This is a genomic window from Planotetraspora mira (assembly GCF_016863275.1).
Lineage (GTDB): Bacteria > Actinomycetota > Actinomycetes > Streptosporangiales > Streptosporangiaceae > Planotetraspora > Planotetraspora mira.
The window spans coordinates 103,612-126,603 of record NZ_BOOO01000022.1; the positions used below are offsets into that span (position 1 = coordinate 103,612).

A 22,992-nucleotide genomic window follows, 5' to 3' on the forward strand; every position below is an offset into this window, starting at 1 on the left:
CCTCAACGCGCTCAGAGGCCGACGCTCAGAGGACGGCAGTCCGAGCGGGGCGGGTCAGACGGCGGTGGGCAGCGGAGCAGCCGACGGGTTGACCCGCTTGACGATCTCGTTCAACACGATCCGCACGTACGGCTCGCCCACCCACAGGTGCTTGGCCCCCTCGACCCCGACGACCTCGGCCTGGGGGACACGGCTGAAACGACGCGTGGCCTCCTCCGGCTGGAGGTAGTCGTCGAACTCCGGTACGAGGGCGATCAGGGGACGGTCGAACTCCGCCCAGGCGTCGAGATCGGCGTCGGTGGCCCGGTGGAGCGGGGGCGACAACAGGATGGCGCCTTGGACGAGGGGATCCCTCCCCCACTTCAGGGCCAACTCGGTGCCGAACGACCAGCCGACCAGCCAGGGACGCGGCAGGTCGTGGAAGTCCGCGTACTCGAGCGCAGCGGCCACGTCGTACCGCTCTCCCTCTCCCCCGTCGAACGCCCCCTGCGACGTGCCGCGGTCGGAGGTCGTCCCACGGGTGTTGAAGCGCAACACGGCGAGGTCGGCGAGAGCCGGCAGCCGATAGGACGCCTTGCGCAGGACATGGCTGTCCATCATGCCGCCGTGCGTGGGAAGCGGGTGCAGGCATATCAGGGTGGCGGCGGGCGACCCGCTCTCCGGCAGCGCGAGCTCTCCCACCAGGGTCAGGCCGTCGGCCGTGTTCAGCTCGATGTCCTCCCGCTTGGCGGGCAGGACCGTCGACGCCCTGATGTCCATCCCGACCCCAGCCCCTCCATCGTGATCATGCACAAGTTCTCCCACAGTATCCCTGACCATCCAATTCTCCCGCCGTGATCATGCGCAGGTTCGGCACCATCCCCCATGACCAGCACACCCTTCCCGCGTGATCATGCACAGATTCGCCGCCGCCCCGCGCGACCAGGCCATACACCGTTCGTGATCATGCACAGGTTCGGACACAGCCCCGCCGACCAGGGCATCCGCCGTACGTGATCATGCAATGCGACACCCTCAGTAGCGACTGCGGCCGGGGCCTCGGTTGGCCCGGTTCCGCCAGCACGCCGTATGCCAGTGCCGCCGCTCGTCCTCGCCTCCGGGCCAGGCGGGCCAGCTCACGATGTGCGGCAGACCGGAACGGATCTCCTGCTCGCAGCCGGGGCATCGATAGGCCTTGCCGAGGGCCGGGCCGGACACGTTCCGCACCACCCAGTCGCCGTCCGGCGCGGTCTCCACCCGGTCCACGCCGGGAACCGCCTCGACCGGCCGTCCGGCCCCGCGGCCGTCAGGGCGATCGAACGGGCCGCGGCGGCGGGCACGACGCGGGCTCACGGCGACAGTCCTCCTCGAGGGGATGTGTCCTGCGAGAGATCACCTGACACAGGACAGAACGGCATATCCTCGTGCATTCTTCCAGGCCCACATCAACGCGCGTACGCGCGGAATCCCGGCACGCCTGCCGTCACGAGTTGGTCGAGGAGCGGCGCGGGAGCGAATGACGGCTCGCGATACTCGGCGTAGAGCGCGCGCAGGCCGTCCCTGACCCTCTCCAGCCCGATGGCGTCGAGCATCTCGAACGGCCCGGCGGGATAGCCGCAGCCCAGCCTCATCGCGTCGTCGATGTCCGCGGCCGTCGCGTAGCCCGAGTCCAGCATGCGGACCGCGTCGTTGAGATAGGGGTACAGCAGCGCGTTGACGACCAGTTCGGCCCGATCGCCGCACCGCACCGGCGTGCGCCTGAGCACGGTCACCAGATCCTGTACGGCTCCCGCCACGTCCTCGGACGTGAGGACGGTCGAGGCCACCTCGGCCACGCGGTCCCCCACCAGATGCAGGCCGACGAGCCGTTCGGGATGCGGGAGCCGTACGGCGAGTTCGATGACGGGCCGGTCCGAGAGCGCGACGACCACGTCGGCGTCGGCCACCGGGGTGAGATCGGACCTCTCGGCCACGGTCGACTTGAATCCGGCGGCGTCGAGGTCGGCGACCAGGCCGGCGACGTCGGGCCCGCTGCCGACGATGCCCACCATCGACACGACGGCCCTGGGCCCGGGCTCGTGGACGGCGGGCGTGGGGGCGGCGTAGGAGTAGAAACCCCGGCCCGTCTTCCGGCCGAGCAGCCCCGCGGTGACGAACTCGCGCAGGACGGGGGCCGGCGCGTGGCGGCGGTCCCGGCTCTCGCGGAACAACACCTCGCACACCTCGTACGACGTGTCGAGACCGATGAGGTCGAGCAGCGTGAAGGGGCCCATCGGAAGGCCGAGACCGAGCTTCACGGCCGCGTCGATGTCGTCCCGGCCGGCAAGGCCTGATTCGAGCAGGCCGCAGGCGTGGTTGAGGTAGCCGAGCAGCAGCCGGTTGACCACGAAGCCCGCCCGGTCCCCGACCGTCACCGGCGTCTTGCCGAGCCGCCGGGCGAGGTCGGCGATCTCGGCGGCCAGGCCGTCCTCGGTCACGACGGTGCTGATCACCTCGACCAGCCTCATGACCGGCGCGGGGTTGAAGAAGTGCATGCCGACCACCTGCGCGGGGCGCGAGGTCGTGGCGGCGATGGCGGTCACCGAGAGCGAGGAGGTGTTGGTGGCGAGCACCGCGGACGGCTTGCAGATCCGGTCGAGATCCGAGAACAGGCCCCGCTTGTACTCCATGATCTCGGGGATCGCCTCGATGACGAGATCGGCGTCCGCCAGGTCCTCGCGGGAGATCGTGAAGGTGATCCGGCCGAGGAGGGCGGCCTGCTGCTCGGCGGTCATCCTGCCCTTCGCGACAGCCCTGGACGTGGAGGTCGAAAGGTGCCCGCGGCCTCTCTCGAGCGCCGCCTCGTCGGCCTCGACGCCGATCACTCTCATCCCCGCGCGGGCGAACACCTCCGCGATGCCCGCGCCCATCGTCCCGAGCCCGACGACTCCGACCGTCTCGAACGTCCGTGTCATGGAGTCAGTTTTCCAGAGGGCCTCGTCACAGCCGCAAGCCCGGTAGGGTTGGCGCCCATGCGGCTCGTCATCGCGCGGTGCAGCGTGGACTACGTGGGAAGATTGACGGCCCATCTCCCGATGGCGCCCCGGCTCATCCTGATCAAGGCGGACGGCTCGGTCTCCATTCATGCGGACGACCGGGCCTTCAAACCGCTCAACTGGATGAATCCGCCGTGCAAGATCCGCGAGGAGAACATCGACGGATCGGTCACCTGGTCGGTGATCCACGGGAAGACCGGCGAGAAGCTCGTGCTGACGATCGAGGAGATCCTCCACGACTCGAGCCACGAGCTCGGCATCGATCCCGGCCTGCAGAAGGACGGCGTAGAGGCCCACCTCCAGGAGTTGCTCGCCGAGCACATCACCACCCTCGGCGAGGGCTGGTCGCTGGTCCGCCGTGAGTACATGACGGCGATCGGCCCGGTGGACATCCTGTGCCGCGACCACCTGGGCGGCAGCGTCGCCATCGAGATCAAACGGCGGGGCGACATCGACGGCGTGGAGCAGCTGACGCGCTATCTGGAGCTGCTCAACCGGGATCCGCGGCTGGCGCCGGTCAAGGGCGTCTTCGCCGCTCAGGAGATCAAGCCCCAGGCCAGGGTGCTCGCGGCGGACCGCGGCATCGACTGCGTCATCCTCGACTACGACGGCCTGCGCGGCATCGAGCCGGAGAACCCCACCCTGTTCTGACGCGCTGTCTGGGTTATTCTGGGGGCCGGCGTTGATCCGACGCCCAACCTCCTTCGGCCCTCCCCGGCAGGGCCGCCCGGTGGAGGCAAAGGGGACTCGCTGCCTCGGATCGCTGGTCATCCACCCGCCACTGGGTTCCTCGCCGGGGGTCGAGCCTTCGTGGTGTCGAGGGTCTGATGACAGCGAACAAGCACTTCAAGCGTCGTGTCCGTGAACGCGCCCGCCGTACCGGAGAGTCCTACACCGCTGCCCTCAGGCACCTGCGACGCGTCGATGCCGAGGAGCGGCACATGGAATGGCAGCGCATAGAGAAGCCCGAGTTCGGCTATGCCGTACATGTCCCTGAGGATTGGGACGAACGGCCGCCGAACCTGAAGAACAGCCCACTGGAGACCGCCAGGTTCGGCCAGCCGACCGATCGCAGGCACAGCGTCATCGTCTTCCGGGGATGGCCGCGGCCGGGCTCGACCGCGGCCGACGCCGCCGAACTGGTGCGGCCGATCCTGGAATCAGCGGGATTCAGCGACTTCCAGATCACTGACGTGGAGGTCGCAGGACGCCTGGCCGCCCGGCTCGACTGCGCCAAGCACGACGCCGGCCGAGTCTGGGCCGTCCGTGAATACTTCGTCGTCCACGACGACGTGCGGTTCTGCCTCGGCTGCGGGTCGTCCGTACCGGAAGAGGACGACCTGCTCTTCACGGCCATCGCCGAGCGTTTCGAGATCCTCGAGTCCTGACGGGCGGTGCCTCCCGGCCGGCGTCTCACCCGCCGCCGGCCGGCGGCCGTTCCCTCCCGCGAAGGACCGGCGAATCATCCGATTGGAGGTGACGCGGCAGCCGTAGATCCACGAACCTATAGGCATGACACACGCCATTCAGGTGCGAGGGCTGACGAAACGCTACAGCGGCGTCGAAGCGGTCGCCGGGATCGATCTGGAGATCGAACATGGCGAGGTGTTCGCCATCCTCGGCCCCAACGGAGCGGGCAAGTCGACGACCGTCGAGATCCTCGAGGGCTACCGGAAGCGGGACTCCGGCGAGGTCAGCGTGCTCGGCGCCGATCCCGGACGGCCCACCCGGCAGTGGCGCTCCCGCATCGGCATCGTCCTGCAGACGAACCAGGACGCTCCTGAGCTGACCGTGCGCGAGATCATGCGGCTCTACGCGACGTACTACCCGGACTCCCGTGACCCGGACGAGGTCATCGAGATGGTGGGGCTCACCGAGAGCGCGGGCAAACGCATCCGCCAACTCTCCGGCGGGCAGCGGCGGCGGGTCGACGTGGCCCTCGGCGTCGTCGGCAGACCCCAACTGCTGTTCCTCGACGAACCGACGACGGGCTTCGACCCCGAGTCCCGCCGTCGTTTCTGGGATCTGATCTCGGGTCTGGCCCACGGCGGCACCACGATCGTGCTGACCACCCACTATCTCGAAGAGGCCGAGACACTGGCCGACCGCGTCGCGGTGATCGCCCAGGGGAAGATCGTCGCCGAGGGAGACCCGACGACCCTGGGCGGCCGTGCGACGGCCAAGGCCCGCGTGACCTGGGCGGACGGCTCCGTTGAGACCGACACCCCGACGAAGACCGTGCTGGAGCTCAGTCAGCGCTTCGACGGCGAGATCCCCGAACTGGCCGTCACCCGTCCCTCGCTCGAGGACATCTATCTGCGCCTGATCGAGCCCTCCTGAACCGGACCCCCGCCCAGCGGCTGCCGACTCGGGCACCAGACTCATCCCCCACCACCCAGCGAGGCCCCCATGCCTGAAACAGCCGAAACCACCGACGCGCCCCCCGTCACCGCCCCCTCCGCGCCGATGCCGTCCATCGTCAGGGTGAGCCTGGCCCGGGCGACGGCGGAGACGAAGATGTTCTTCAGGGAGAAGGACGGGGTCGTCTTCACGTTCGCCTTCCCGATCGTCCTGCTCGTCTTGTTCGGCTCCATCTTCGCCGGCGACCTGGAAGACACCGGAGTCACCGTCTCCCAGCTGTACACCGCGGGCCTGATCGGCGCGGGCGTCATGGGGGCGGGCTTCCAGAACCTCGGCATCGGCATCGCGACCGAGCGCCAGGACGGCACGCTCAAGCGGCTGGCGGGCACACCGATGCCGCCCAGTGCCTACTTCGTCGGCAAGGTCCTCGTCGTGCTGCTCATCGCGGTCCTCGAAGTGGCCATCCTGCTCGCCATCGGCGTCACGATGTACGACCTCGACCTGCCCTCCGAGGCGTCGAAGTGGCTGACGTTCACCTGGGTGTTCCTGCTCGGCGTCTCGGGCTCGGCGCTGCTGGGCATCGCGGCGAGCAGCCTGCCGAGATCGGCCAAGAGCGCCGCGGCCGTGATCAGCATGCCTTTCGTGGTCCTGCAGTTCGTGTCCGGGGTCTTCATCCCCTTCACCGCGATGCCCCAGTGGCTGATGAACATCGCATCGGTCTTCCCGCTGAAGTGGATGTGCCAGGGCTTCCGTTCGGTCTTCCTGGGGGACGGCGGAGCCGCCCTGGAGGCCGCGAAGTCGTACGAACTCGACCGTGTCGCCCTGGTCCTCGGCGCGTGGCTGATCGGTGGCGCCGTGTTGTGCCTGACGACGTTCCGCTGGAAGAGCCGCCGCGACGGATGATCATAGGAGGGCCGGGCCACGATGGGTGGTCGCAGCGACGCGATCCAGCCATGACAGAGTGTCCGGTTGATCCAGATGTCAAGCCTTCTGGCCACCTCGGCATATACGGAAGGTGCCCGTTTCATGGCACTTCCGTATAAAGGATCTTGCCTTCATAATGGAGGATTCCGGGGGGTATGACGGCGCGAGGTGGAACATTGACGGGACGTGACTACCGGGGCATGTCCGCCGCGGAGCGGCTCGCCGACCGGAGGGAACGGCTCATAACGGCGGCCTACACGCTCTTCGCGCATCCCGGGTTCCACGCCACGACCATTGAGAAGTTGTGCACCACCGCGCGCATCTCGAACCGGGCCTTCTACGAGTGCTTCTCCAGCCGTGAGGATCTGATGCGCGCGGTCTACGACCGGTGCGTGGAGGAGACCCTCACATCCGTCAACCAGGCGATCGACAAGGCGCCGCCGACGTTGGACGAGCGGATCGTCGCCGGCATCGCGGAGTACGTTCGGTTCGTCACCAAGGACGTCCGGCGTGCTCGCGTGATGCATTTAGAGGTCCGCCGGGCCGGGAACGTGCTTACCGCCGCCCGGCAGCACACGGTCAAGGCCTTCTCGGAGATCATCGAAGGCGTCGTTCAGGACGTGCCGCACCGCCTCCCCCTCGAAACGCACCTGCTCTCCCTCGGCCTGATCGGAGCCATCACGGAGTTGCTGATCGAGTGGGTGCTCGCCAACCCCGCACCGCCCACCGACAAGGTGATCGACGCCGCCGTGCACATCTTCCGGTGCGCCTTCGGCGTCTGAGCCGTCCGGCCGCGGCCCGCCCGAGGACCCGGACGGCGAGCGGCCGGAGCCTGGCTGGTTACTCTGAACGACATGACGCGAGCCGATGACGACAAGCCTGTCGTGCTGTCGAAGATCTACACCAGGACGGGCGACGACGGGACGACGACTCTCGGCGACATGAGCCGGACCCACAAAACCGACCCCCGCCTCGCGGCCTACGCCGACGTGGAGGAGGCCAACGCCGCTCTCGGTGTCGCCATCTCGGTCGGCGGCTTCTCCGCGGAGGTCCGCGGCCTCCCTGACGACGTCGTCGCGGTGCTGACCCGGGTGCAGAACGAGCTTTTCGACGTGGGCGCGGATCTCTGCACGCCGGTGACGGAGAACCCGGAGTTCCCCCCGTTGCGCGTGGAGGAGTCCTACATCGTGTGGCTCGAGGAGCAGTGCGACCGGTTCAACGCGCCGCTGAAACCACTGCGCAGTTTCATCCTGCCCGGAGGCGCGCCCGCCACCGCGTTCCTCCACGTCGCCCGTACGGTCGTACGGCGAGCGGAGCGGACGGCCTGGTCGGCGCTCGAGGCTCACGACGACGTCAACCCGCTGACGGCGAAGTACCTGAATCGGCTCTCCGACCTGCTGTTCATCCTCTGCCGGGTCGTGGCGGGAGGCGACGAGATCCTCTGGAAGCCCGGCGGCACGCGCTGAGGTTGTGTTCGATTGCGCTCGCTCCGCTCGCGCGTGCTCGGGGCGCCCTGCTTGCCTGCCTCGCCTCCGGCGCGGCGGGCTCGGGGCGCCTTAGAGGCCGGGTCTTCCCTCGTCACGTCCTCGCTCGTTCCTCGCTGCGGGCGTTCCTCAGTCCAGATCCCGGCCGCGCCCCTCGCGTTCCATGTCGCGCATCGTCGACACAGGCTCAGCGTCCCTTCCCGTGCCCATGAACATCGCTGAGGACGCGGCGTCTGGACTGAGGAACGGGGGAGCAAGATGACTGACCTGCGGAGCGCAACCGTCACGTGAGGGGCGCGGCGGTGTCTGGACTGAGGAGAGAGCGGGGAGCGAGGAACGAGCGACCCCGAACGACGAGGGAAGACATCGCCTCTAAGGCGCCCCGAACACGCGCGAGCGGAGCGAGCGCAATTTACACAGCGTCGAGATGGGCGCTGGGCGGGGCCGACTCCAGCCAGGCGAGGAAGCCGGTCAGCGCGTCCTCGCTCATCGCGAGCGAGAGCGGCCCTCGTTCCGCCGAGCACACGACCGTCCAGTACCCCGCGGGGCCTTCGCCCGTCGTCAGCCGCCTTCGGCTGGAAACAGTGAGGCCGCGCCTCGCAATCGCGTGGCGCGGCCTCAGTCGCAGTCCGATGAAGGGGATCCAGTGGAGCTCTCCTCCGACGTAGCGGGCTACCCCGCTTCGCCAGCCCCTGTCCCCCCGGCGTACCCGACAGACGACAGTGCCCCGGCTTCGAGCCAGGGCAATACCGCGAAACAGCAGGAGTGCGGCCACGGAGCAGACGCCCAGAAGAATCGTCAGCGCCGCCATCGCCGCCCCCCTTACAAGATCAGACCTCTTCGCCGGCCGCACGCAGCCGGGCCGCGGCACGCTTGGCTTCCAGCCGTGCGTCCGCGTCTTCTTGATCGGCCTCGATCGAGGCCTGGGCACGCTGCAGGGCGTCCTTCGCGGCCGCGACGTCGACCTCGGAGCCGAGCTCCGCCGCCTCCGCCAGGACCGACACGTCGTTGTCCGCGACAGACAGGAAGCCGCCGTGCACCGCCGCGACGAGGTCGCCCTCGCCGTCGCGCTTGACGCGCAAGACCCCGCCCTCGACGAGGACGCCGAGAACAGGAGCGTGTCCCGGCATAATACCGATCTCGCCGTCGACGGTCTTGGCAATCACCATGTCGGCTTCGCCCGACCAGATCTCACGTTCCGGCGATACGACGCCTACGCGAAGCTTTGCCACTTCTCAGCTCCTCCTTCCAAGGAGACAGAAGACGCCGGTACGGCCTGCCGTACCGGCGTCTCAGGCGACTAGCGCTCGAGGTCCTTCGCCTTCGCGATGGCCTGCTCGATGCCGCCGACCATGAAGAACGCCTGCTCGGGCAGGTGGTCATACTCACCCGCGCAGAGGCCCTTGAAGGAGGCGATGGTCTCGTCCAGCGGCACGAACTCGCCAGGCTGCCCGGTGAACGCCTCGGCGGCGTACATCGGGTGGGACAGGAATCGCTCGATCCGGCGGGCCCGCTGGACGGTGACCTTGTCCTCTTCGGAGAGCTCGTCGATGCCGAGGATCGCGATGATGTCCTGCAGTTCCTTGTACTTCTGCAGGATCCGCTTGGTCTCCTGGGCCACCGCGTAGTGCTCGTCCCCGATGACGACGGGGTCGAGAATGCGCGAGGAGGAGTCGAGCGGGTCCACCGCGGGGTAGATGCCCTTCTCCGAGATGGGCCGCGAGAGCACGGTCTGCGCGTCGAGGTGCGCGAACGCGTTGTGCGGCGCCGGGTCGGTGATGTCGTCGGCGGGCACGTAGATCGCCTGCATGGAGGTGATCGAGTGTCCACGCGTCGAGGTGATGCGCTCCTGGAGCACACCCATCTCGTCGGCCAGGGTGGGCTGGTAACCCACCGCGGACGGCATGCGGCCGAGGAGGGTGGAGACCTCCGAGCCCGCCTGGGTGAACCGGAAGATGTTGTCGATGAACAGCAGAACGTCCTGCTTCTGCACGTCGCGGAAGTACTCCGCCATCGTCAGAGCGGACAGGGCGACGCGCAGACGCGTGCCCGGCGGCTCGTCCATCTGGCCGAAGACGAGCGCGGTGTCCTTGAGGACGTTCGCCTCCTCCATCTCCAGCCAGAGGTCGTTGCCCTCACGGGTGCGCTCGCCGACGCCCGCGAACACCGAGGTGCCCGAGAACTTCAGCGCGACGCGGCGGATCATCTCCTGGATGAGGACGGTCTTGCCGACACCCGCGCCGCCGAACAGGCCGATCTTGCCACCCTTGACGTACGGCGTGAGCAGGTCGATGACCTTGATGCCCGTGGGCAGCATCTCCGTACGCGCCTCGAGCTGGTCGAACGGCGGCGACGGGCGGTGGATGCCCCACTTCTCGGTGACCTCGAGCGAGGCCTTGGGCACGTCGAGCGGCTCGCCCAGGGCGTTCCACACGTGGCCCTTGACGATGTCGCCCACCGGCACCGAGATCGGCGCGCCGGTGTCGGAGACGGCCGCGCCGCGGACGAGACCGTCGGTCGGCTGCATCGAGATGGCCCGGACCATGTTGTCGCCCAGGTGCTGGGCGACCTCGAGGGTCAGGACCTTGGTCTCCTCGCCGAGCGTGACGTCAACGGTGAGGGCGTTGTAGATGTCCGGCATGTTCTCGACGGAGAACTCCACGTCGACAACGGGACCGGTGACGCGGGCGACACGGCCCACGCTGGTCTCAACAGTCTGTGCGGTCATATCACTCTTTCCCCGCTGCGGCGTCAGCGAGCGCGTTCGCGCCACCGACGATCTCGCTGATTTCCTGGGTGATCTCGGCCTGGCGAGCCTGGTTCATCTGGCGGGTGAACACAGAGATGAGCTCGTTGGCGTTGTCGGTCGCGGACTTCATCGCCCGGCGCCGGGCGGCGTGCTCGGAGGCAGCCGACTGGAGCAGCGCGTTGAAGATCCGCGATTCGATGTAGCGCGGCAGAAGGGAGTCGAGCACGTCACCAGCCGTGGGCTCGAACTCGTAGTACGGCATCACGGTCTCCGGCGTCGCCTCGGTCTCCTCGACCTCGAGCGGCAGGATCCGCTTGACGACGACCTCCTGCGTCAACATCGAGACGAACTCGGTGTAGACGATGTGGATCTCGTCGATGCCGTCGTCCTGCTTGAACGAGGAGATGAGCGCGTCGGCGATCTCCTTGGCGTGGCCGTACGACGGGTTGTCGGAGAACCCGTCCCACTCGCCGGACATCTCGCGGCTGCGGAACCGGTGCCACGTGATGCCCTTGCGGCCCACCACGAAAGGCTTCACCTGGAGGCCGCGCCCGGCCAGGTGCGCCTTCAGCGCCTCCGCCTCACGCAGCACGTTGGCGTTGAAGCCGCCGCAGAAACCCCGGTCGCTGGTCACGATGAGCACGCCGGCCGTGGCCGGCTGCTCCTTCGCGACGGTCAGCGGGTGGTCCACGCTGGAGGTGTTCGACAGGACCGCGGACACCGCGTGCGTGATCTCACGCTCGTACGGCACGGCCGCGTGCATCCGCTGCTGCGCCTTGACGATGCGCGACGAGGCGATCAGCTCCTGCGCGCGGGTGATCTTCGCCGTGGACTTGACCGACTTGATCCGCCGCCGCAGCAGTCTCAGCTGGGCACCCATACGCTACTTCTTCTCGGTCTTGCGGACGTGCTTCACGATCGTCTCCTGACGGACCTCGTCCGCCGCGAGCGCCTCAACCGGGACGTCCTTGACCAGGAGCTCTCCGCTCGAGGTCGTGAAGCCCTTCTTGAACTCGCCGATCGCGTCCTTGAGCGTGGTGACCGTGTCGTCGGACAGGTCCTTGGTCTCGCGGAGGCTGTCGAGCACACCCTTGTACTGGCTGGACAGGTAGTCCAGGAACTCGCTCTCGAAGCGCCGGATGTCCTCGATCGGCACGTCGTCGAGCTCACCGGTCGTGCCGGACCACACCGAGACGACCTGCTTCTCGACGGGGAACGGACTGTACTGCGACTGCTTGAGCAGCTCCACCAGCCGGCTGCCCCGCTCCAGCTGGGCGCGGGATGCCGCGTCCAGGTCGGAGGCGAAGGCGGCGAAGGCCTCGAGGTCGCGGTACTGCGACAGCGACAGACGCAGCGTGCCGGCGACCTTCCGCATCGCCTTGATCTGCGCCGAGCCGCCGACTCGGGACACCGAGACACCGACGTTGATCGCGGGACGGACACCCGCGTTGAACAGGTCGGTCTCCAGGAAGCACTGACCGTCGGTGATGGAGATGACGTTGGTCGGGATGAACGCCGAGACGTCGTTGCCCTTCGTCTCGACGATCGGCAGACCCGTCATCGACCCGGCGCCCATGTCGTCGGAGAGCTTGGCGCAGCGCTCCAGCAGACGCGAGTGCAAGTAGAAGACGTCGCCGGGGAACGCCTCGCGGCCCGGCGGACGACGCAGCAGCAGGGAGACCGAGCGGTACGCGTCCGCCTGCTTCGTGAGGTCGTCGAAGATGATGAGGACGTGCTTGCCCTGGTACATCCAGTGCTGCCCGATGGCGGAACCGGTGTAGGGGGCGACGTACTTGAAGCCCGCCGGGTCGGACGCCGGGGCGGCGACGATGGTGGTGTACTCCATCGCCCCCTGCTCTTCGAGGCGCCCCTTGACCTGCGCGATCGTCGAACCCTTCTGGCCGACCGCGACGTAGATGCAGCGGACCTGCTTGTCCGGGTCGCCGGAGAGCCAGTTCTCCTTCTGGTTCAGGATCGTGTCCACGGCGATCGCGGTCTTGCCCGTGCCGCGGTCACCGATGATCAGCTGGCGCTGGCCGCGGCCGATCGGCGTCATGGCGTCGATCGCCTTGAGGCCGGTCTGCAGCGGCTGCTTCACCGGCTGGCGCTGAACCACGGAGGGGGCCTGGAGTTCGAGGGCACGACGGCCCTCGGCCTCGATGGCGCCCTTGCCGTCCAGCGGGTTTCCCAGGGGGTCGACGACGCGACCCAGGAAGTTGTCGCCGACGGGGACCGACAGGATCTCGCCGGTACGGCGAACCTGCTGTCCCTCCTCGACCTTGCTGAAGTCGCCCAGGATGACCACACCGATCTCCCGGACGTCCAGGTTCAACGCCAGGCCACGCGTGCCGTCCTCGAACTCGACCAGCTCATTGGCCATCGCCGAGGGCAGGCCGGAGACATGGGCGATGCCGTCGCCTGCGTCGGCGACGGTCCCGATCTCCTCGCGCGCGGCACCTTCCGGCTCGTACGCCTGGACGAAGCGCTCAAGCGCGTCCCGGATCTCGTCCGGCCGGATCGTAAGCTCCGCCATCTCTCTTTCGTCTCCCTATTCGCCTTAGCCGGCCAACCGGCGGCGGACTTCTTCGATACGTCCAGCGATGGTGGTGTCGATGAGGTCGTCTCCGATCCTGATGGAGAACCCTCCGAGCACCTCCGGGTCCACCTCGACGTTCAGGTGGACGTCGCGCCCGTACGTGGCTCGCAACGAGGCGGCGAGCCGCTGCTTCTGCGCCTCCGAAAGCGGAACGGCACTGCGGACGACACCGACCAGCCGCTCGCGCGTCCTGGCGACGATCCAGCCGAACTCCTCCAGAGCCGTCTCCAGGCTACGTCCCCGCTGGTGGACGACCAGTTGCGTCACCAGACGGAGAGTGGAGGGTGCGACCTTGTCGCCGATCAGGCCGGCGAGGAGCTCCTGCTTGCGCTCCCCCGCGATCGCGGCGTCGACCAGCGCGCGCCGCAAGGAGGGGTTGGCCGACAGGATGCGCCCGAAGCGGAACAGCTCGTCCTCGACGTCGTCGAGCTTGCCCGCCGACTCGGCCTCGGCCGCGGCGGCCGTGACCCCGATGCGCTCGATCGCGTCGGGAAGGTCGCCGGACCTCGACCACTTGGCACGGACCGCGGAGACCGCGACCTCAAGCGCGGCCTCGCCGACCTTGCCCTGGAGCAGGCCGCGGACGGCCTGCTCCTTCTGCTCCGCGGGGCGCGAGGCGTCCGACAGGTTCCGGCGAAGCCCGTGCTCCCGGTCGAGCAGATCGGTGACGGCGAACAGCTCATCAGCGAGCGTGCCGAGGTCGGCGGACGCCGCGACGGCGTTGAACCGCTCCTCGACCTCCGCCAGCGCGGCCCTGCTCAGACCCCTCATCTGTCACTCACCGCTTCTCGTCCGGCCACGCCGGAAACGTGCTCCGACGAGGCGAAGCTCACCGAACCGGCTCGGGCCGACATCAGCGGACCGCTTCCGGACGGGCCTCGATCTCCTCGAGGAACCGGTCGATGGTGCGGCGCTGACGGGCTTCGTCCTCCAGCGACTCACCGACGATGCGGCCGGCGAGCTCGACCGACAACCGGCCGATCTCGGCGCGCAGCTGGGCGACCGCCTGCTGCCTGTCGGCCTCGATCTGCGCGTGAGCGGCCTCGACGAGGCGACGCGCCTCGGCCTGGGCCTCCTCGCGGAGCTCGGCCTTGATCTGGGCGCCCTGCTCGCGCGCCTCTTCCCGCAACCGGGACGCCTCCTGGCGGGCCTCCGCCAGCTGGGTCCGGTACTGCTCCAGGGTCTGCTGAGCTTCGGCCTGAAGGTCCTCCGCCTTCTTGATCCCGCCCTCGATCACCTCGGTCCGCTCAGCCAGGGTCTTCTGGATGCGCGGGGTGAGGATCTTGCCGACGACGAGGAAGACGACGAGGAAGGCGAAGCTGCCGACGACCAGCTCGTAGGCGTGCGGGATGAGGGGGTTCTCCCCCTCGGCCGCCAGGAGCGTAGTAGCTGCGATGCTCATGAGTGCAGCCTTCCGTCAGAGGGATACATCACGTGTAGATGAAGGGGGCGACGAGGCCGATGAGGGCCAGCGCCTCGGTCAGAACGAAGCCCAGCAGCATGTTCTGGCGGATCAGGCCGTACGCCTCGGGCTGGCGCGCGATGGCCTGCACGCCCTGACCGAAGATGATGCCCACGCCGATGCCGGGGCCGATGGCGGCAAGACCGTAACCGATGGCGCCGATGTTGCCGGAGACCTCAGCGAGAACGCTCATTGCTGTTTTCCTTTACTGGTCGGCCGGTGAGTCCTTCACCGGTCTGAACTACGTCAGAGTTGGTTCTCAGTGATCCGAGTGCAGCGAGCCGCCGATGTACATCGCGGCGAGCAAGGTGAAGAGGAAGGCCTGCAGGAACTGAATGAACATCTCGAAGCCGGTCATGGCGATGGTCATGACCACGCCGAGCACACCGAGCCCGGCACCCATGGGGGTGAGCTTCTCGAATAGGAACCAGAATCCGACGGCGCTGAAGAAGGCCAGGATGAGGTGGCCCGCGAACATGTTCGCGAAGAGTCGGACGGCGTGCGTGAACGGCGCGATGATCAGGTTCGACAGCAACTCGATCGGCGCCAGCAGGAAGTAGATCGGCTTCGGCAGTCCCGGCGGGAACATCATGTTCTTGAAGTAGCCGCCCGCACCTTGGTGCTTGATGCCGAGATAGATCTTGATGACGTAGATCGTGGCCGCGAACACCGCGGGGAAGGCGATGTGCGACGCGATCGGCATCTGGACCAGTGGGACGACACCGAAGAGGTTCCACAGCAGGATGAGGAAGAACAGGCTGAGGAGCAACGGCATCCAGCGCTCGGCGTCCTTACCGAGGAACGGCCGGGCGACCTGGTCACGGACGAACTCGTAACCCTTCTCGCCGATGTTCTGCATCCCCCGCGGCACGAGCTGCGGCTTGGCGAAGGCGCTCCAGGCGAAGGCGCACACCAGGATGGCGCCGACCGCGGCGAAGATCACCGGCTTGGTCAGCCAGGCGGGCGCTCCGTCGTAGAGCGGGGGGAAGTCGAAGATCGACGGCCCCGGTGCCTGGAAGTCTTCGGCAAGGACGATTGAGGAGGTCACGTGACCACCTCAGATACCTGCTCGGACTGTGATATCCGAGACATGCTGTGGTTGTTCGTCCGCTCGCTACGCTCGCGCACGGGCGTTCCCTTCAACGTGATTGATCAACAGAAGAGCGTGGGAAGCCGGCAGCCTTCAGCGGCCGTACTTCAGGTACACGAGGTAGACCGCGAGTACCGCGCCGAGAATGACACCTATGGGGATGAACGCGTGCACACCAGTCCACTTGGCCAGCAACCAGCCGAGACCGCCCCAAACCAGGATCCCCGACAGCAGATAGCTCGGGACCGACCAGGCGGCGTCGGCGAAGTCGCGGCCGTCGCTCTCGGGCCTGCGCTCCTGTTCGCTCATCGCGCGCACGACGATAGCAGGAGCCGGGGGGACTAGTCATATCGGGCTGACCCGCAAGCTTGATCATCTCGGGCCCTGTCCGGGGACCTGAGCGTCGGGCTCGACGTACAACATCTTCAGCTTCAGGAATCCGCGCATCTCACCGACGGTCCACGCCAGGGTGCACGCGATGACGCTCAGAGCGAACGCTCGGGAGTTGAAGGCGGTGGTCCCCTGGAAGGCGGTCAGCATCGCCATGATGGCGAGCACCTTCACGACGTATCCCACCACCGCCGCGGTCATCATGGCCATGGGCGAGACCCGCCCGGCCCACGAGACGACGACCAGACCAAGGGTGAAGAAGACCGCGACCAGGACGAGGCCGATGCCGGCTCCCAGCGCACCCTTGACTCCGGTCAGAACCGCCGAGAGAACGACGGCGAGAAGACCCACTGCCAGGGTCGGCACGGCGGCGCCCTTGAGCACGCGCACGTCGTTGGCCTGCATCGGAACTCCATCGTCGGTTGTCAAACGAGCGATTGCTACCTCTAGGGACGCAATGCTCCGCGTCCCTGTTAGTGAAAGCTATCACAAGCTCCGCGGGGTCGCCTTTACCTGCCCTTTCAGGAGACTGTGCCAGTGGTCACGTTCGCCGGGCGGGCAGGCGGCTGGGGAGGTGACTGGTGTTGAGCCGGCGACCGGCCGGGCACCTGGGGCTGGTTCGGGACATGGGGCCGGCCCGCCACCAGGACGTCCGCGGGGGGCGAGATCCGGGACTGATTGGGGATCTGGGCCGTGCCGCCGGACTGCGGATAGGGGTGGGCCCGGACCGGCGCACTGTGCTCGGCGGTGTCAGGAAGCCCGGGGATCACGATCTGCGTCGCGGCCTTGCGCCGGCGCAGTTCCTCGCGCTGGCGCCGCCACCGGGGCAGCCCCATCAGCACGAGCACACCGACCGCCAGCAGGATCGTGAGCGGGAACACGATGAGCGGCACTCCGCCGATCGACAGGCCGACGATGGTGAAGGCGAACAGGAACGTCCACGCGTACATGATCAGGACGCTGCGGCGATGCGAGTGCCCGACGTCGAGCAGCCGGTGGTGCAGGTGGCCGCGATCGGGTGCGAAGGGCGACCGGCCGGCGGACGTGCGGCGGACGACCGCCATGATGAGGTCCGCCAGGGGCAGCACCATGACGGCGATCGGCAGGATCAGGGGCAGCAGGACGGGGAACCTGTTGAACCCCACCGCGCTCGGCTCGACCGACGACGTGATGGTGACCAGCGACGTCGCCAGGAGCAGGCCGATCAGCATGGAGCCCGTGTCGCCCATGAAGATCTTGGCCGGGTTGAAGTTGTGCGGCAGGAAGCCCAGGCACATCCCGATCAGGATGGCGGCGATCGCGGCCGTCACGTTGATCCGGGAGCCGCCGCTCGTCTGGGAGAGCGCGACGGAGTAGGCGAACGTCGCCATGGCGGCGATGCCCACGATGCCGGCGGCCAGGCCGTCCAGGCCGTCGACGAAGTTCACCGCATTGATCACGACGACCACGATCATGATCGTGATGACCGTGCGCAGCGTCGTGTCGAGGCTGTAGGAGCCACCGAGGAACTGGGGAAGCGGGAGCCACGGGAGATTCATCCCGAAGTAGACCAGCAGGCCGCCCGCCCCGATCTGACCGCCGAGCTTGACCAGCGAGTCCATGCCCAGCCAGTCGTCCAGGAAGCCGGTGACGACGATCAGGCCGCCGGCCGCCAGCAGGGCGACGGCCGTTCTCCCGGTCGTACCGCTGGCGAACGCGGCGCCGACATAGGGCAGGTGGGTCGCCACCAGCACACCGGCGACCATGCCGCCGAACATCGCCAGACCGCCCAACCGGGGGGTGGGCACCTTGTGCACGTCTCGTTCCCGCACTTCAGGAGCCGCGCCGATGCGGATGGCGAAGGCTCTGACCGGGGGCACGAGCAGGAAGGTGACCGCTGCCGCCACGAGCGCCAAGAGGAGATATTCGCGCACGGACCTAGTTTCCTGTATGGGAGAACCGTATGTGACGAGAAATCAGCACAGACCGCCTCATTCGTCACGGGGATATGCCGGATGCGTGGCGGTCAGCACCTTTACTCGTTGGAGCACCGACGTTACCGCACCCGGGTCGCGAACCGCGTGGGCGACGAGAGACGCGATCTCTTTCATTTCCCCCACACCCATCCCCTGAGTGGTCACGCTGGGGGTGCCGGCCCGGATGCCGGAGGTCACGGTGGGCGGCTCGGGATCGTAGGGGATCACGTTGCGGTTGAGCGTGATCCCGGCGGCGGCGCAGCGACGCTCGGCCTCGGCGCCGCTCACCCCCAGGTCACGCAGATCGATGAGGGTGAGGTGGGTGTCCGTGCCACCGGACACCGGCCGCATCCCCTCGGCCGCCAGCCCTTCGGCCAGTGCGGCCGCGTTCTCGACGGTCATGGCCGCATAGCGCTTGAAGTCCGGCCTGAGCGCCTCGCCGAACGCCACCGCCTTCGCCGCGATCACGTGCATGAGCGGCCCACCCTGCGTGAAGGGGAACACCGCACGGTCGATCCGCTGCGTCAGTTCCTCCGTGCACAACAGCCCACCCCCGCGCGGCCCGCGCAGCGTCTTGTGCGTGGTGAAGGACACGACGTCCGCGTACGGCACGGCCGACGGGATCGCCTCCCCCGCCATCAGGCCGATCGTGTGGGCCGCGTCGACGAACAGCCAGGCGCCGATCTCGTCGGCGATCCCGCGGAAGATCGAATAGTCGATCAAACGCGGATACGACGTGGCACCACAGATGATCATCTTGGGGCTGTGCCGGATCGCGAGTTCGCGCACCTCGTCGTAGTCGATGAGCTCCGTGTCGCGGCGGACGCCGTAGGAGACGACGTCGAACCACCGGCCGGAGAAGTTGACGTGGGAGCCGTGCGTGAGATGGCCGCCGTGCTGGAGGGCCATCGCCAGGACCGTGTCCCCCGGCTGGAGCAGCGCCGCGTACGCCGCGAGGTTCGCCGAGGCGCCGCTGTGCGGCTGGACGTTGGCGTGGTCGGCCTTGAACAGGGCCTTCGCCCGGTCGATGGCCAGGCTCTCGGCCCGGTCGACCACCTCGCACCCGCCGTAGTACCTGCGGCCCGGATAGCCCTCGGCGTACTTGTCGGTGAGGCTCGACCCGAGCGCCGCCATCACCGCGCCGGAGGCGAGATTCTCGCTGGCGATCAACTGGAGGCCGCCGCGCAGCCTGGCCACCTCGTCCAGCAGTACCTGGGCGACCTCTGGATCCTCCCGCGCCAGCTGAGAGAAATCCGGCCCGTAGAACGGCTCCGACCTGTCCATTGAAATCCGCCCGTATACCGGGGACGACACTCCTCCCAATGTAAACCCCGTGTCGCAGACGGGTTCTCGACGAGCGGTCCTTTGCCCAAGCTGTAGGTAACGGAGATCAGGAGAATGCGTGCGGAGCCCCCACGCCGCCGGGGACCCAGCGGGGGGTGTCGGCGGCCTCGTCACTGATCGAGGTGAGCACCGCCTGGCGGTACATCCCCAGCCGGCCGCGCCATTCGGCCAGGTCATGGACATAACGCTCCGCGACGGGCGCGTCCCAGACGTCCCTGCTCCTGGCCCGCTCGTACGGCTTGTCCAAGGCACCGGTCAGCCGGTCCATCAGCGGGACCACCTGCAGCCACAGGTCCACGAGCCGCTGGTACTCCGGGTTGAACACCCACGCGGTCGGCTGGCCGCCGGGGCTGAGCAGGTCGGTCCCCGACGGGGTCGGCGGCATCTCGCCGGGCTGCATCGGAACCGGTGCGGGCGGGTCGACGTACGTCACGGTCGTGCCTCCCATGCGTTCTCGCCCTCGCGTGCCTTCACGACAGATCACTCCAGGGCCGCTCCCGCACGTCCGCCGGCCCCGGGGAGCGGTGACGGCCGCCTGCGGACGGGCCGGCCTGCCCGTGTTCGCCGTACTCCTCCGTCCGGGTGTGCCTCCCCTGCGGCTCTGCCTGCGCCGGCATCCACCGGGCGTTCGGATCGGGCTCCACGGGCGCCCACCCCTCCCCCGCAGGGGTGGCCAGGCCGGGAATCGAGACGGGCCCGGTCTCGCGGCGGCGATCGACGAGCACCCACAACATGTCGTCACCCGCCCTGCCGGTGGGGTAGGAGACCACGTCGACCGGCTGGACCGCGGACGGCAACGGCATGCCCTGCCAGGTCCCGGCGGCGGACGCCGTCCGGGGATCGACTCCCGCATCCACGGGGGGCCGCTGATCGAGGCCTCCCTGACCGGTCGGCGGGCCATCGGGCACCGGCGCTCCCAGCACCAGGTACGGCTCACGCGCGGTGGCGTCCGCCGGATCGAGCGGCCCGGCAGGGCCGAGCATCGCGGGGTCGAACGTGGCGGCCGGGTCCCGTTCCAGCCCGGCTGTCAGGTCCGCGGGAGGCGTCGCGGACCGGGGGCCGGAGCCGGTGGGGCCGACCGTGTCGGGGCTTTCCTGCGTTCCCGTCAGATCCGGCAAGCCCGGCCTGTGGGGGCGGGAGTCATGGCCCCTGTCATCCTGAGGGGACCTGGCCGGGCCTGTATAGGGCCTACGGCGGTGTTTCCCGGAATCTGAGACACGACCACTCGGTGTGCCCGTCCATCCGCTCTGAGGGCCGTCGTGCTCGCCGGGCCCGGATTGGCCGGGCACGCAGACCCCGGGCTTGGATTCCCCAGGCTTCGAGTCACCGGGCTTCGAGTCACCGGGCTTGGGATCATCCGGCTTCGAGTCCCCAGGCTTGGAGTCACCTGGTTTGGAGTCGCCCGGCTTCGGATCGCCAGGCTGAGATCCGCCGTGCACGCCGTCGCCCGGCATGGGCGCCGGCTTCATGGGGTCGCGCTTGGGCTTCGGCCGGGCAGGCTCGCGCTTGTCCGGAGGGCGAGTGGCCGGCTCACGCTTGGGGCCCGCGCCCTTCCCCTTCTCGCGAGGGCCGTCATCGGTGACGACCCTCTTCGGAACGGGCGACGAGATGATCGCCACCAGGGATTCGTGCCCGCCCTGTCGCCGCTGCTTCTCCTGCTTCTCGAGAAGGGCCAGGCGGTCGGTGACGTCTTTCACCATCCCCCGGCACGCGTCGGCGACCTCCGCCGGGTGATGCGTCGCCTGGACCGCGACGCCGGCTCCCCGGGTCAGCTGCGCGATCCGCGCGTCGAGGGTGTCCAGTCGCTTCGCGGCCCGCTGGAGATCTGCCAGCATCTCGCGGACGAGCTTCGGATCCATCCCATCGAGCTTGGCCATGGGCATGCCTCCGCAGAGATACCGGCAGAGATATCGGCGCACCTCACGGTAGCCCGGAAGGCCGCATCACAACCCCGCCGATAGCCAGACGGCATGATTCGCCCCCCACGTCGCAGGGACCACATGGCCGTACGAACTGGAGGGCTCAGTCCTCCGTGGCGAGGTAACCGACGACCCCGCGGAGCTTGTCGACGGGGATCGCGCCCTTGCGGAGGATCCGCGGCACGGCGGTGGTCAGGTCGAGGATCGTGGACGGCACGTTGTCGGAGCACGGTCCGCCATCGAGGTACACGGAGACCGAGTCCCCCAGTTGCTCCTCGGCGTCGGCGGCGGTGGTCGCGGGTTCGGCGCCCGACCGGTTCGCGCTGGAGACCGCCATCGGACCCGTCTCCTTGAGGAGATCGAGGGCCACGGGGTGCAGCGGCATGCGGACGGCGACCGTCCCCCTCGTGTCGCCGAGATCCCACGACAACGACCGGTTGGCGCGCAGGATGAGCGTCAAGGGGCCGGGCCAGAAGGCGTCGGCGAGGTCCTGCCCGTACGTGCCGAGGCTCTCGACCAGGGCGTTGGCGGCCCGGACCGTGCCGACGAGCACGGGAACGGGCATGTCCCTGCCGCGCCCCTTCGCCTCGAGGAGCGCGGTCACGGCGGAGTGGGTGAAGGCGTCGGCGCCGATGCCGTAGACGGTGTCGGTGGGGATGACCACAAGCTCGCCCCGCCGTACGACCGAGGCGGCGTCGATAAGCCCCGAGACCCGTTCACCCTGATTGGCACAGTCATACCGTCGACTCACATGCCTATCCTGCCACGTGCCCCACCCCACTCCCTCCCCGCGACCATGCGTTAGCGAGCCGGTAGGCCCGTTCCCCGTGGTCAGGGAAGGTCAGTCCTGGTTCAGGCGGGCGGTGACGAAGCGGTCGCGGCCGGTCAGGTCCTGGCGGAGCCGCACGTCGCGCCAGCCCTTCTCCTCGGGAAACAGCCAGTACACCGAGTTCCCCTGCTCGTCCGCGTGCTCGACAGCGACGATTCCACCGGGTCGCAGGAGCCGCCTGGCCGTCCGCTCCACGGCCCTGACCTCGTCGAGGCCGTCGTCTCCCGAGCCGTAGAGGGCTCGGGACGGGTCGTAGTCGCGCACTTCGGGATCACGCGGGATCGCGCCCGGCGGAATGTACGGCGGGTTGGAGATCACCAGGTCGACGCGCCCGTTGAGTTCCGGCAGGCAGTCGGCGAGGTCCTCTGGATGGAGCGAGGTCCGGCCCTGGCCGTGCTCGAGGATGTTCCGCTTGGCCCAGCCGTACGCCACGGGGTCGATCTCGACGGCGTGCACCTGCGCGAGCGCGACCTCCTGGGCTATGGACAACGCGATCGCCCCCGAGCCGGTGCCGAGGTCCACGACGACCGGCGAGGTCACGTCCATCTCCCGCAGGCGGTCGATGGCCCAGCCCGCCACGACCTCGGTCTCCGGCCGGGGCACGAAGACCCCGGGACCGACCTCGAGCGACAGGTACCGGAAGTAGGCACGGCCGGTGATGTGCTGGAGCGGCTCGCGGGCCTCCCTGCGGGCGATGCCCTCCCAGAAGAGTGCGTCGAAGTCGGCGTCCTTGACCATGTGCAGCGTTCCTCGCGACACACCATGGACAAAAGCCGCAATTTCCTCGGCGTCCGTGCGCGGTGACGGAACGCCCGCCTCAGCGAGCCGGGCGGTGGCGTGGGCGATCTCGTCGAACAGGAAGGTCATGGTCTCTT

The 22,992-nt window shown here is 68.4% G+C and carries 26 protein-coding genes; 6 read left to right on the forward strand and 20 right to left on the reverse strand.

From position 1 onward, the window contains the following. Positions 1-54 precede the first annotated feature (54 nt). From Pmi06nite_RS21800 to Pmi06nite_RS21810, 3 genes are all read right to left on the reverse strand, one after another. A complete protein-coding gene (locus Pmi06nite_RS21800; protein ID WP_203954919.1) occupies positions 55-759 on the reverse strand; it encodes an alpha/beta hydrolase in 705 nt (234 codons plus the stop codon). Positions 760-1,014: 255 nt separating this feature from the next. Next, the gene (locus tag Pmi06nite_RS21805) at positions 1,015-1,332 is read right to left on the reverse strand and encodes an Rv1322 family protein (RefSeq protein ID WP_203954920.1); all 318 of its coding nucleotides are present in this window, start codon (positions 1,330-1,332) and stop codon (positions 1,015-1,017) included. A gap of 92 nt (positions 1,333-1,424) precedes the next feature. Then, complete coding sequence (locus tag Pmi06nite_RS21810) at positions 1,425-2,933, reverse strand: 3-hydroxyacyl-CoA dehydrogenase family protein (protein WP_203954921.1); 1,509 nt, start codon at positions 2,931-2,933, stop codon at positions 1,425-1,427. Between the two features lie 57 nt (positions 2,934-2,990). On the opposite strand from Pmi06nite_RS21810, the gene nucS reads away from it, so the two are divergent. The 6 genes from nucS (at position 2,991) to Pmi06nite_RS21840 (ending at position 7,765) form a co-directional block, all read left to right on the forward strand. Further along, positions 2,991-3,665, forward strand: coding sequence for an endonuclease NucS (gene nucS, locus Pmi06nite_RS21815; RefSeq protein WP_203954922.1), 675 nt, complete (start codon positions 2,991-2,993; stop codon positions 3,663-3,665). A gap of 176 nt (positions 3,666-3,841) precedes the next feature. Continuing rightward, a complete protein-coding gene (locus tag Pmi06nite_RS21820; protein WP_203954923.1) occupies positions 3,842-4,402 on the forward strand; it encodes a hypothetical protein in 561 nt (186 codons plus the stop codon). A gap of 124 nt (positions 4,403-4,526) precedes the next feature. Beyond that, positions 4,527-5,354 (forward strand): ABC transporter ATP-binding protein, encoded by an 828-nt coding sequence (locus tag Pmi06nite_RS21825; protein ID WP_203954924.1) that lies wholly within the window; start codon positions 4,527-4,529, stop codon positions 5,352-5,354. 69 nt (positions 5,355-5,423) lie between these two features. Further along, positions 5,424-6,278 (forward strand): ABC transporter permease, encoded by an 855-nt coding sequence (locus Pmi06nite_RS21830; RefSeq protein WP_203954925.1) that lies wholly within the window; start codon positions 5,424-5,426, stop codon positions 6,276-6,278. Positions 6,279-6,475: 197 nt separating this feature from the next. After that, on the forward strand, positions 6,476-7,081 hold the full coding sequence (locus Pmi06nite_RS21835) for a TetR/AcrR family transcriptional regulator (protein WP_239114098.1): 606 nt from the start codon (positions 6,476-6,478) through the stop codon (positions 7,079-7,081). 72 nt (positions 7,082-7,153) lie between these two features. Further along, on the forward strand, positions 7,154-7,765 hold the full coding sequence (locus Pmi06nite_RS21840) for a cob(I)yrinic acid a,c-diamide adenosyltransferase (protein ID WP_203954926.1): 612 nt from the start codon (positions 7,154-7,156) through the stop codon (positions 7,763-7,765). Between the two features lie 430 nt (positions 7,766-8,195). Here Pmi06nite_RS21840 and Pmi06nite_RS21845 read toward each other — a convergent pair whose 3' ends face one another. The 17 genes from Pmi06nite_RS21845 to prmC form a co-directional block, all read right to left on the reverse strand. Continuing rightward, entirely contained in the window at positions 8,196-8,594 is a 399-nt protein-coding gene (locus Pmi06nite_RS21845; RefSeq protein WP_203954927.1) for a DUF2550 domain-containing protein, read from the reverse strand. Positions 8,595-8,613: 19 nt separating this feature from the next. Next, positions 8,614-9,015 (reverse strand): F0F1 ATP synthase subunit epsilon, encoded by a 402-nt coding sequence (locus Pmi06nite_RS21850; protein WP_203954928.1) that lies wholly within the window; start codon positions 9,013-9,015, stop codon positions 8,614-8,616. 68 nt (positions 9,016-9,083) lie between these two features. Further along, entirely contained in the window at positions 9,084-10,511 is a 1,428-nt protein-coding gene (gene atpD, locus Pmi06nite_RS21855; RefSeq protein ID WP_203954929.1) for a F0F1 ATP synthase subunit beta, read from the reverse strand. 1 nt (position 10,512) lies between these two features. Further along, the gene (locus tag Pmi06nite_RS21860; RefSeq protein WP_203954930.1) at positions 10,513-11,412 is read right to left on the reverse strand and encodes a F0F1 ATP synthase subunit gamma; all 900 of its coding nucleotides are present in this window, start codon (positions 11,410-11,412) and stop codon (positions 10,513-10,515) included. A 3-nt stretch (positions 11,413-11,415) separates the two neighbouring features. Then, positions 11,416-13,065: a F0F1 ATP synthase subunit alpha gene (gene atpA / locus Pmi06nite_RS21865; RefSeq protein WP_203954931.1), complete on the reverse strand. Its 1,650-nt coding sequence runs from the start codon at positions 13,063-13,065 to the stop codon at positions 11,416-11,418. A 24-nt stretch (positions 13,066-13,089) separates the two neighbouring features. Continuing rightward, positions 13,090-13,899, reverse strand: coding sequence for a F0F1 ATP synthase subunit delta (locus Pmi06nite_RS21870; RefSeq protein WP_203954932.1), 810 nt, complete (start codon positions 13,897-13,899; stop codon positions 13,090-13,092). An 82-nt stretch (positions 13,900-13,981) separates the two neighbouring features. Next, complete coding sequence (locus Pmi06nite_RS21875) at positions 13,982-14,530, reverse strand: F0F1 ATP synthase subunit B (RefSeq protein WP_203954933.1); 549 nt, start codon at positions 14,528-14,530, stop codon at positions 13,982-13,984. Between the two features lie 28 nt (positions 14,531-14,558). Beyond that, positions 14,559-14,783: an ATP synthase F0 subunit C gene (atpE, locus tag Pmi06nite_RS21880; RefSeq protein ID WP_203954934.1), complete on the reverse strand. Its 225-nt coding sequence runs from the start codon at positions 14,781-14,783 to the stop codon at positions 14,559-14,561. A 66-nt stretch (positions 14,784-14,849) separates the two neighbouring features. Further along, positions 14,850-15,638, reverse strand: a complete 789-nt coding sequence (gene atpB, locus Pmi06nite_RS21885) for a F0F1 ATP synthase subunit A (RefSeq protein WP_203954935.1) — start codon at positions 15,636-15,638, stop codon at positions 14,850-14,852. 135 nt (positions 15,639-15,773) lie between these two features. After that, positions 15,774-15,989: a hypothetical protein gene (locus Pmi06nite_RS21890; protein WP_203954936.1), complete on the reverse strand. Its 216-nt coding sequence runs from the start codon at positions 15,987-15,989 to the stop codon at positions 15,774-15,776. A gap of 63 nt (positions 15,990-16,052) precedes the next feature. Beyond that, positions 16,053-16,475 carry a Cg1360 family ATP-synthase-associated protein gene (locus tag Pmi06nite_RS21895; RefSeq protein ID WP_203954937.1) on the reverse strand — a complete coding sequence of 141 codons (423 nt, stop codon included), beginning with the start codon at positions 16,473-16,475 and terminating at the stop codon, positions 16,053-16,055. Between the two features lie 116 nt (positions 16,476-16,591). Then, on the reverse strand, positions 16,592-17,983 hold the full coding sequence (locus Pmi06nite_RS21900; protein WP_203954938.1) for a glycosyltransferase family 4 protein: 1,392 nt from the start codon (positions 17,981-17,983) through the stop codon (positions 16,592-16,594). A gap of 57 nt (positions 17,984-18,040) precedes the next feature. Then, a complete protein-coding gene (gene glyA / locus Pmi06nite_RS21905) occupies positions 18,041-19,309 on the reverse strand; it encodes a serine hydroxymethyltransferase (protein ID WP_203954939.1) in 1,269 nt (422 codons plus the stop codon). 106 nt (positions 19,310-19,415) lie between these two features. After that, positions 19,416-19,817, reverse strand: coding sequence for a hypothetical protein (locus tag Pmi06nite_RS21910; RefSeq protein WP_203954940.1), 402 nt, complete (start codon positions 19,815-19,817; stop codon positions 19,416-19,418). A gap of 22 nt (positions 19,818-19,839) precedes the next feature. Then, positions 19,840-21,246, reverse strand: a complete 1,407-nt coding sequence (locus tag Pmi06nite_RS21915) for a hypothetical protein (RefSeq protein ID WP_203954941.1) — start codon at positions 21,244-21,246, stop codon at positions 19,840-19,842. Positions 21,247-21,391: 145 nt separating this feature from the next. Then, positions 21,392-22,039, reverse strand: coding sequence for an L-threonylcarbamoyladenylate synthase (locus Pmi06nite_RS21920; protein ID WP_203954942.1), 648 nt, complete (start codon positions 22,037-22,039; stop codon positions 21,392-21,394). A 90-nt stretch (positions 22,040-22,129) separates the two neighbouring features. Beyond that, entirely contained in the window at positions 22,130-22,984 is an 855-nt protein-coding gene (gene prmC / locus Pmi06nite_RS21925; protein ID WP_203954943.1) for a peptide chain release factor N(5)-glutamine methyltransferase, read from the reverse strand. Positions 22,985-22,992: the final 8 nt, after the last annotated feature.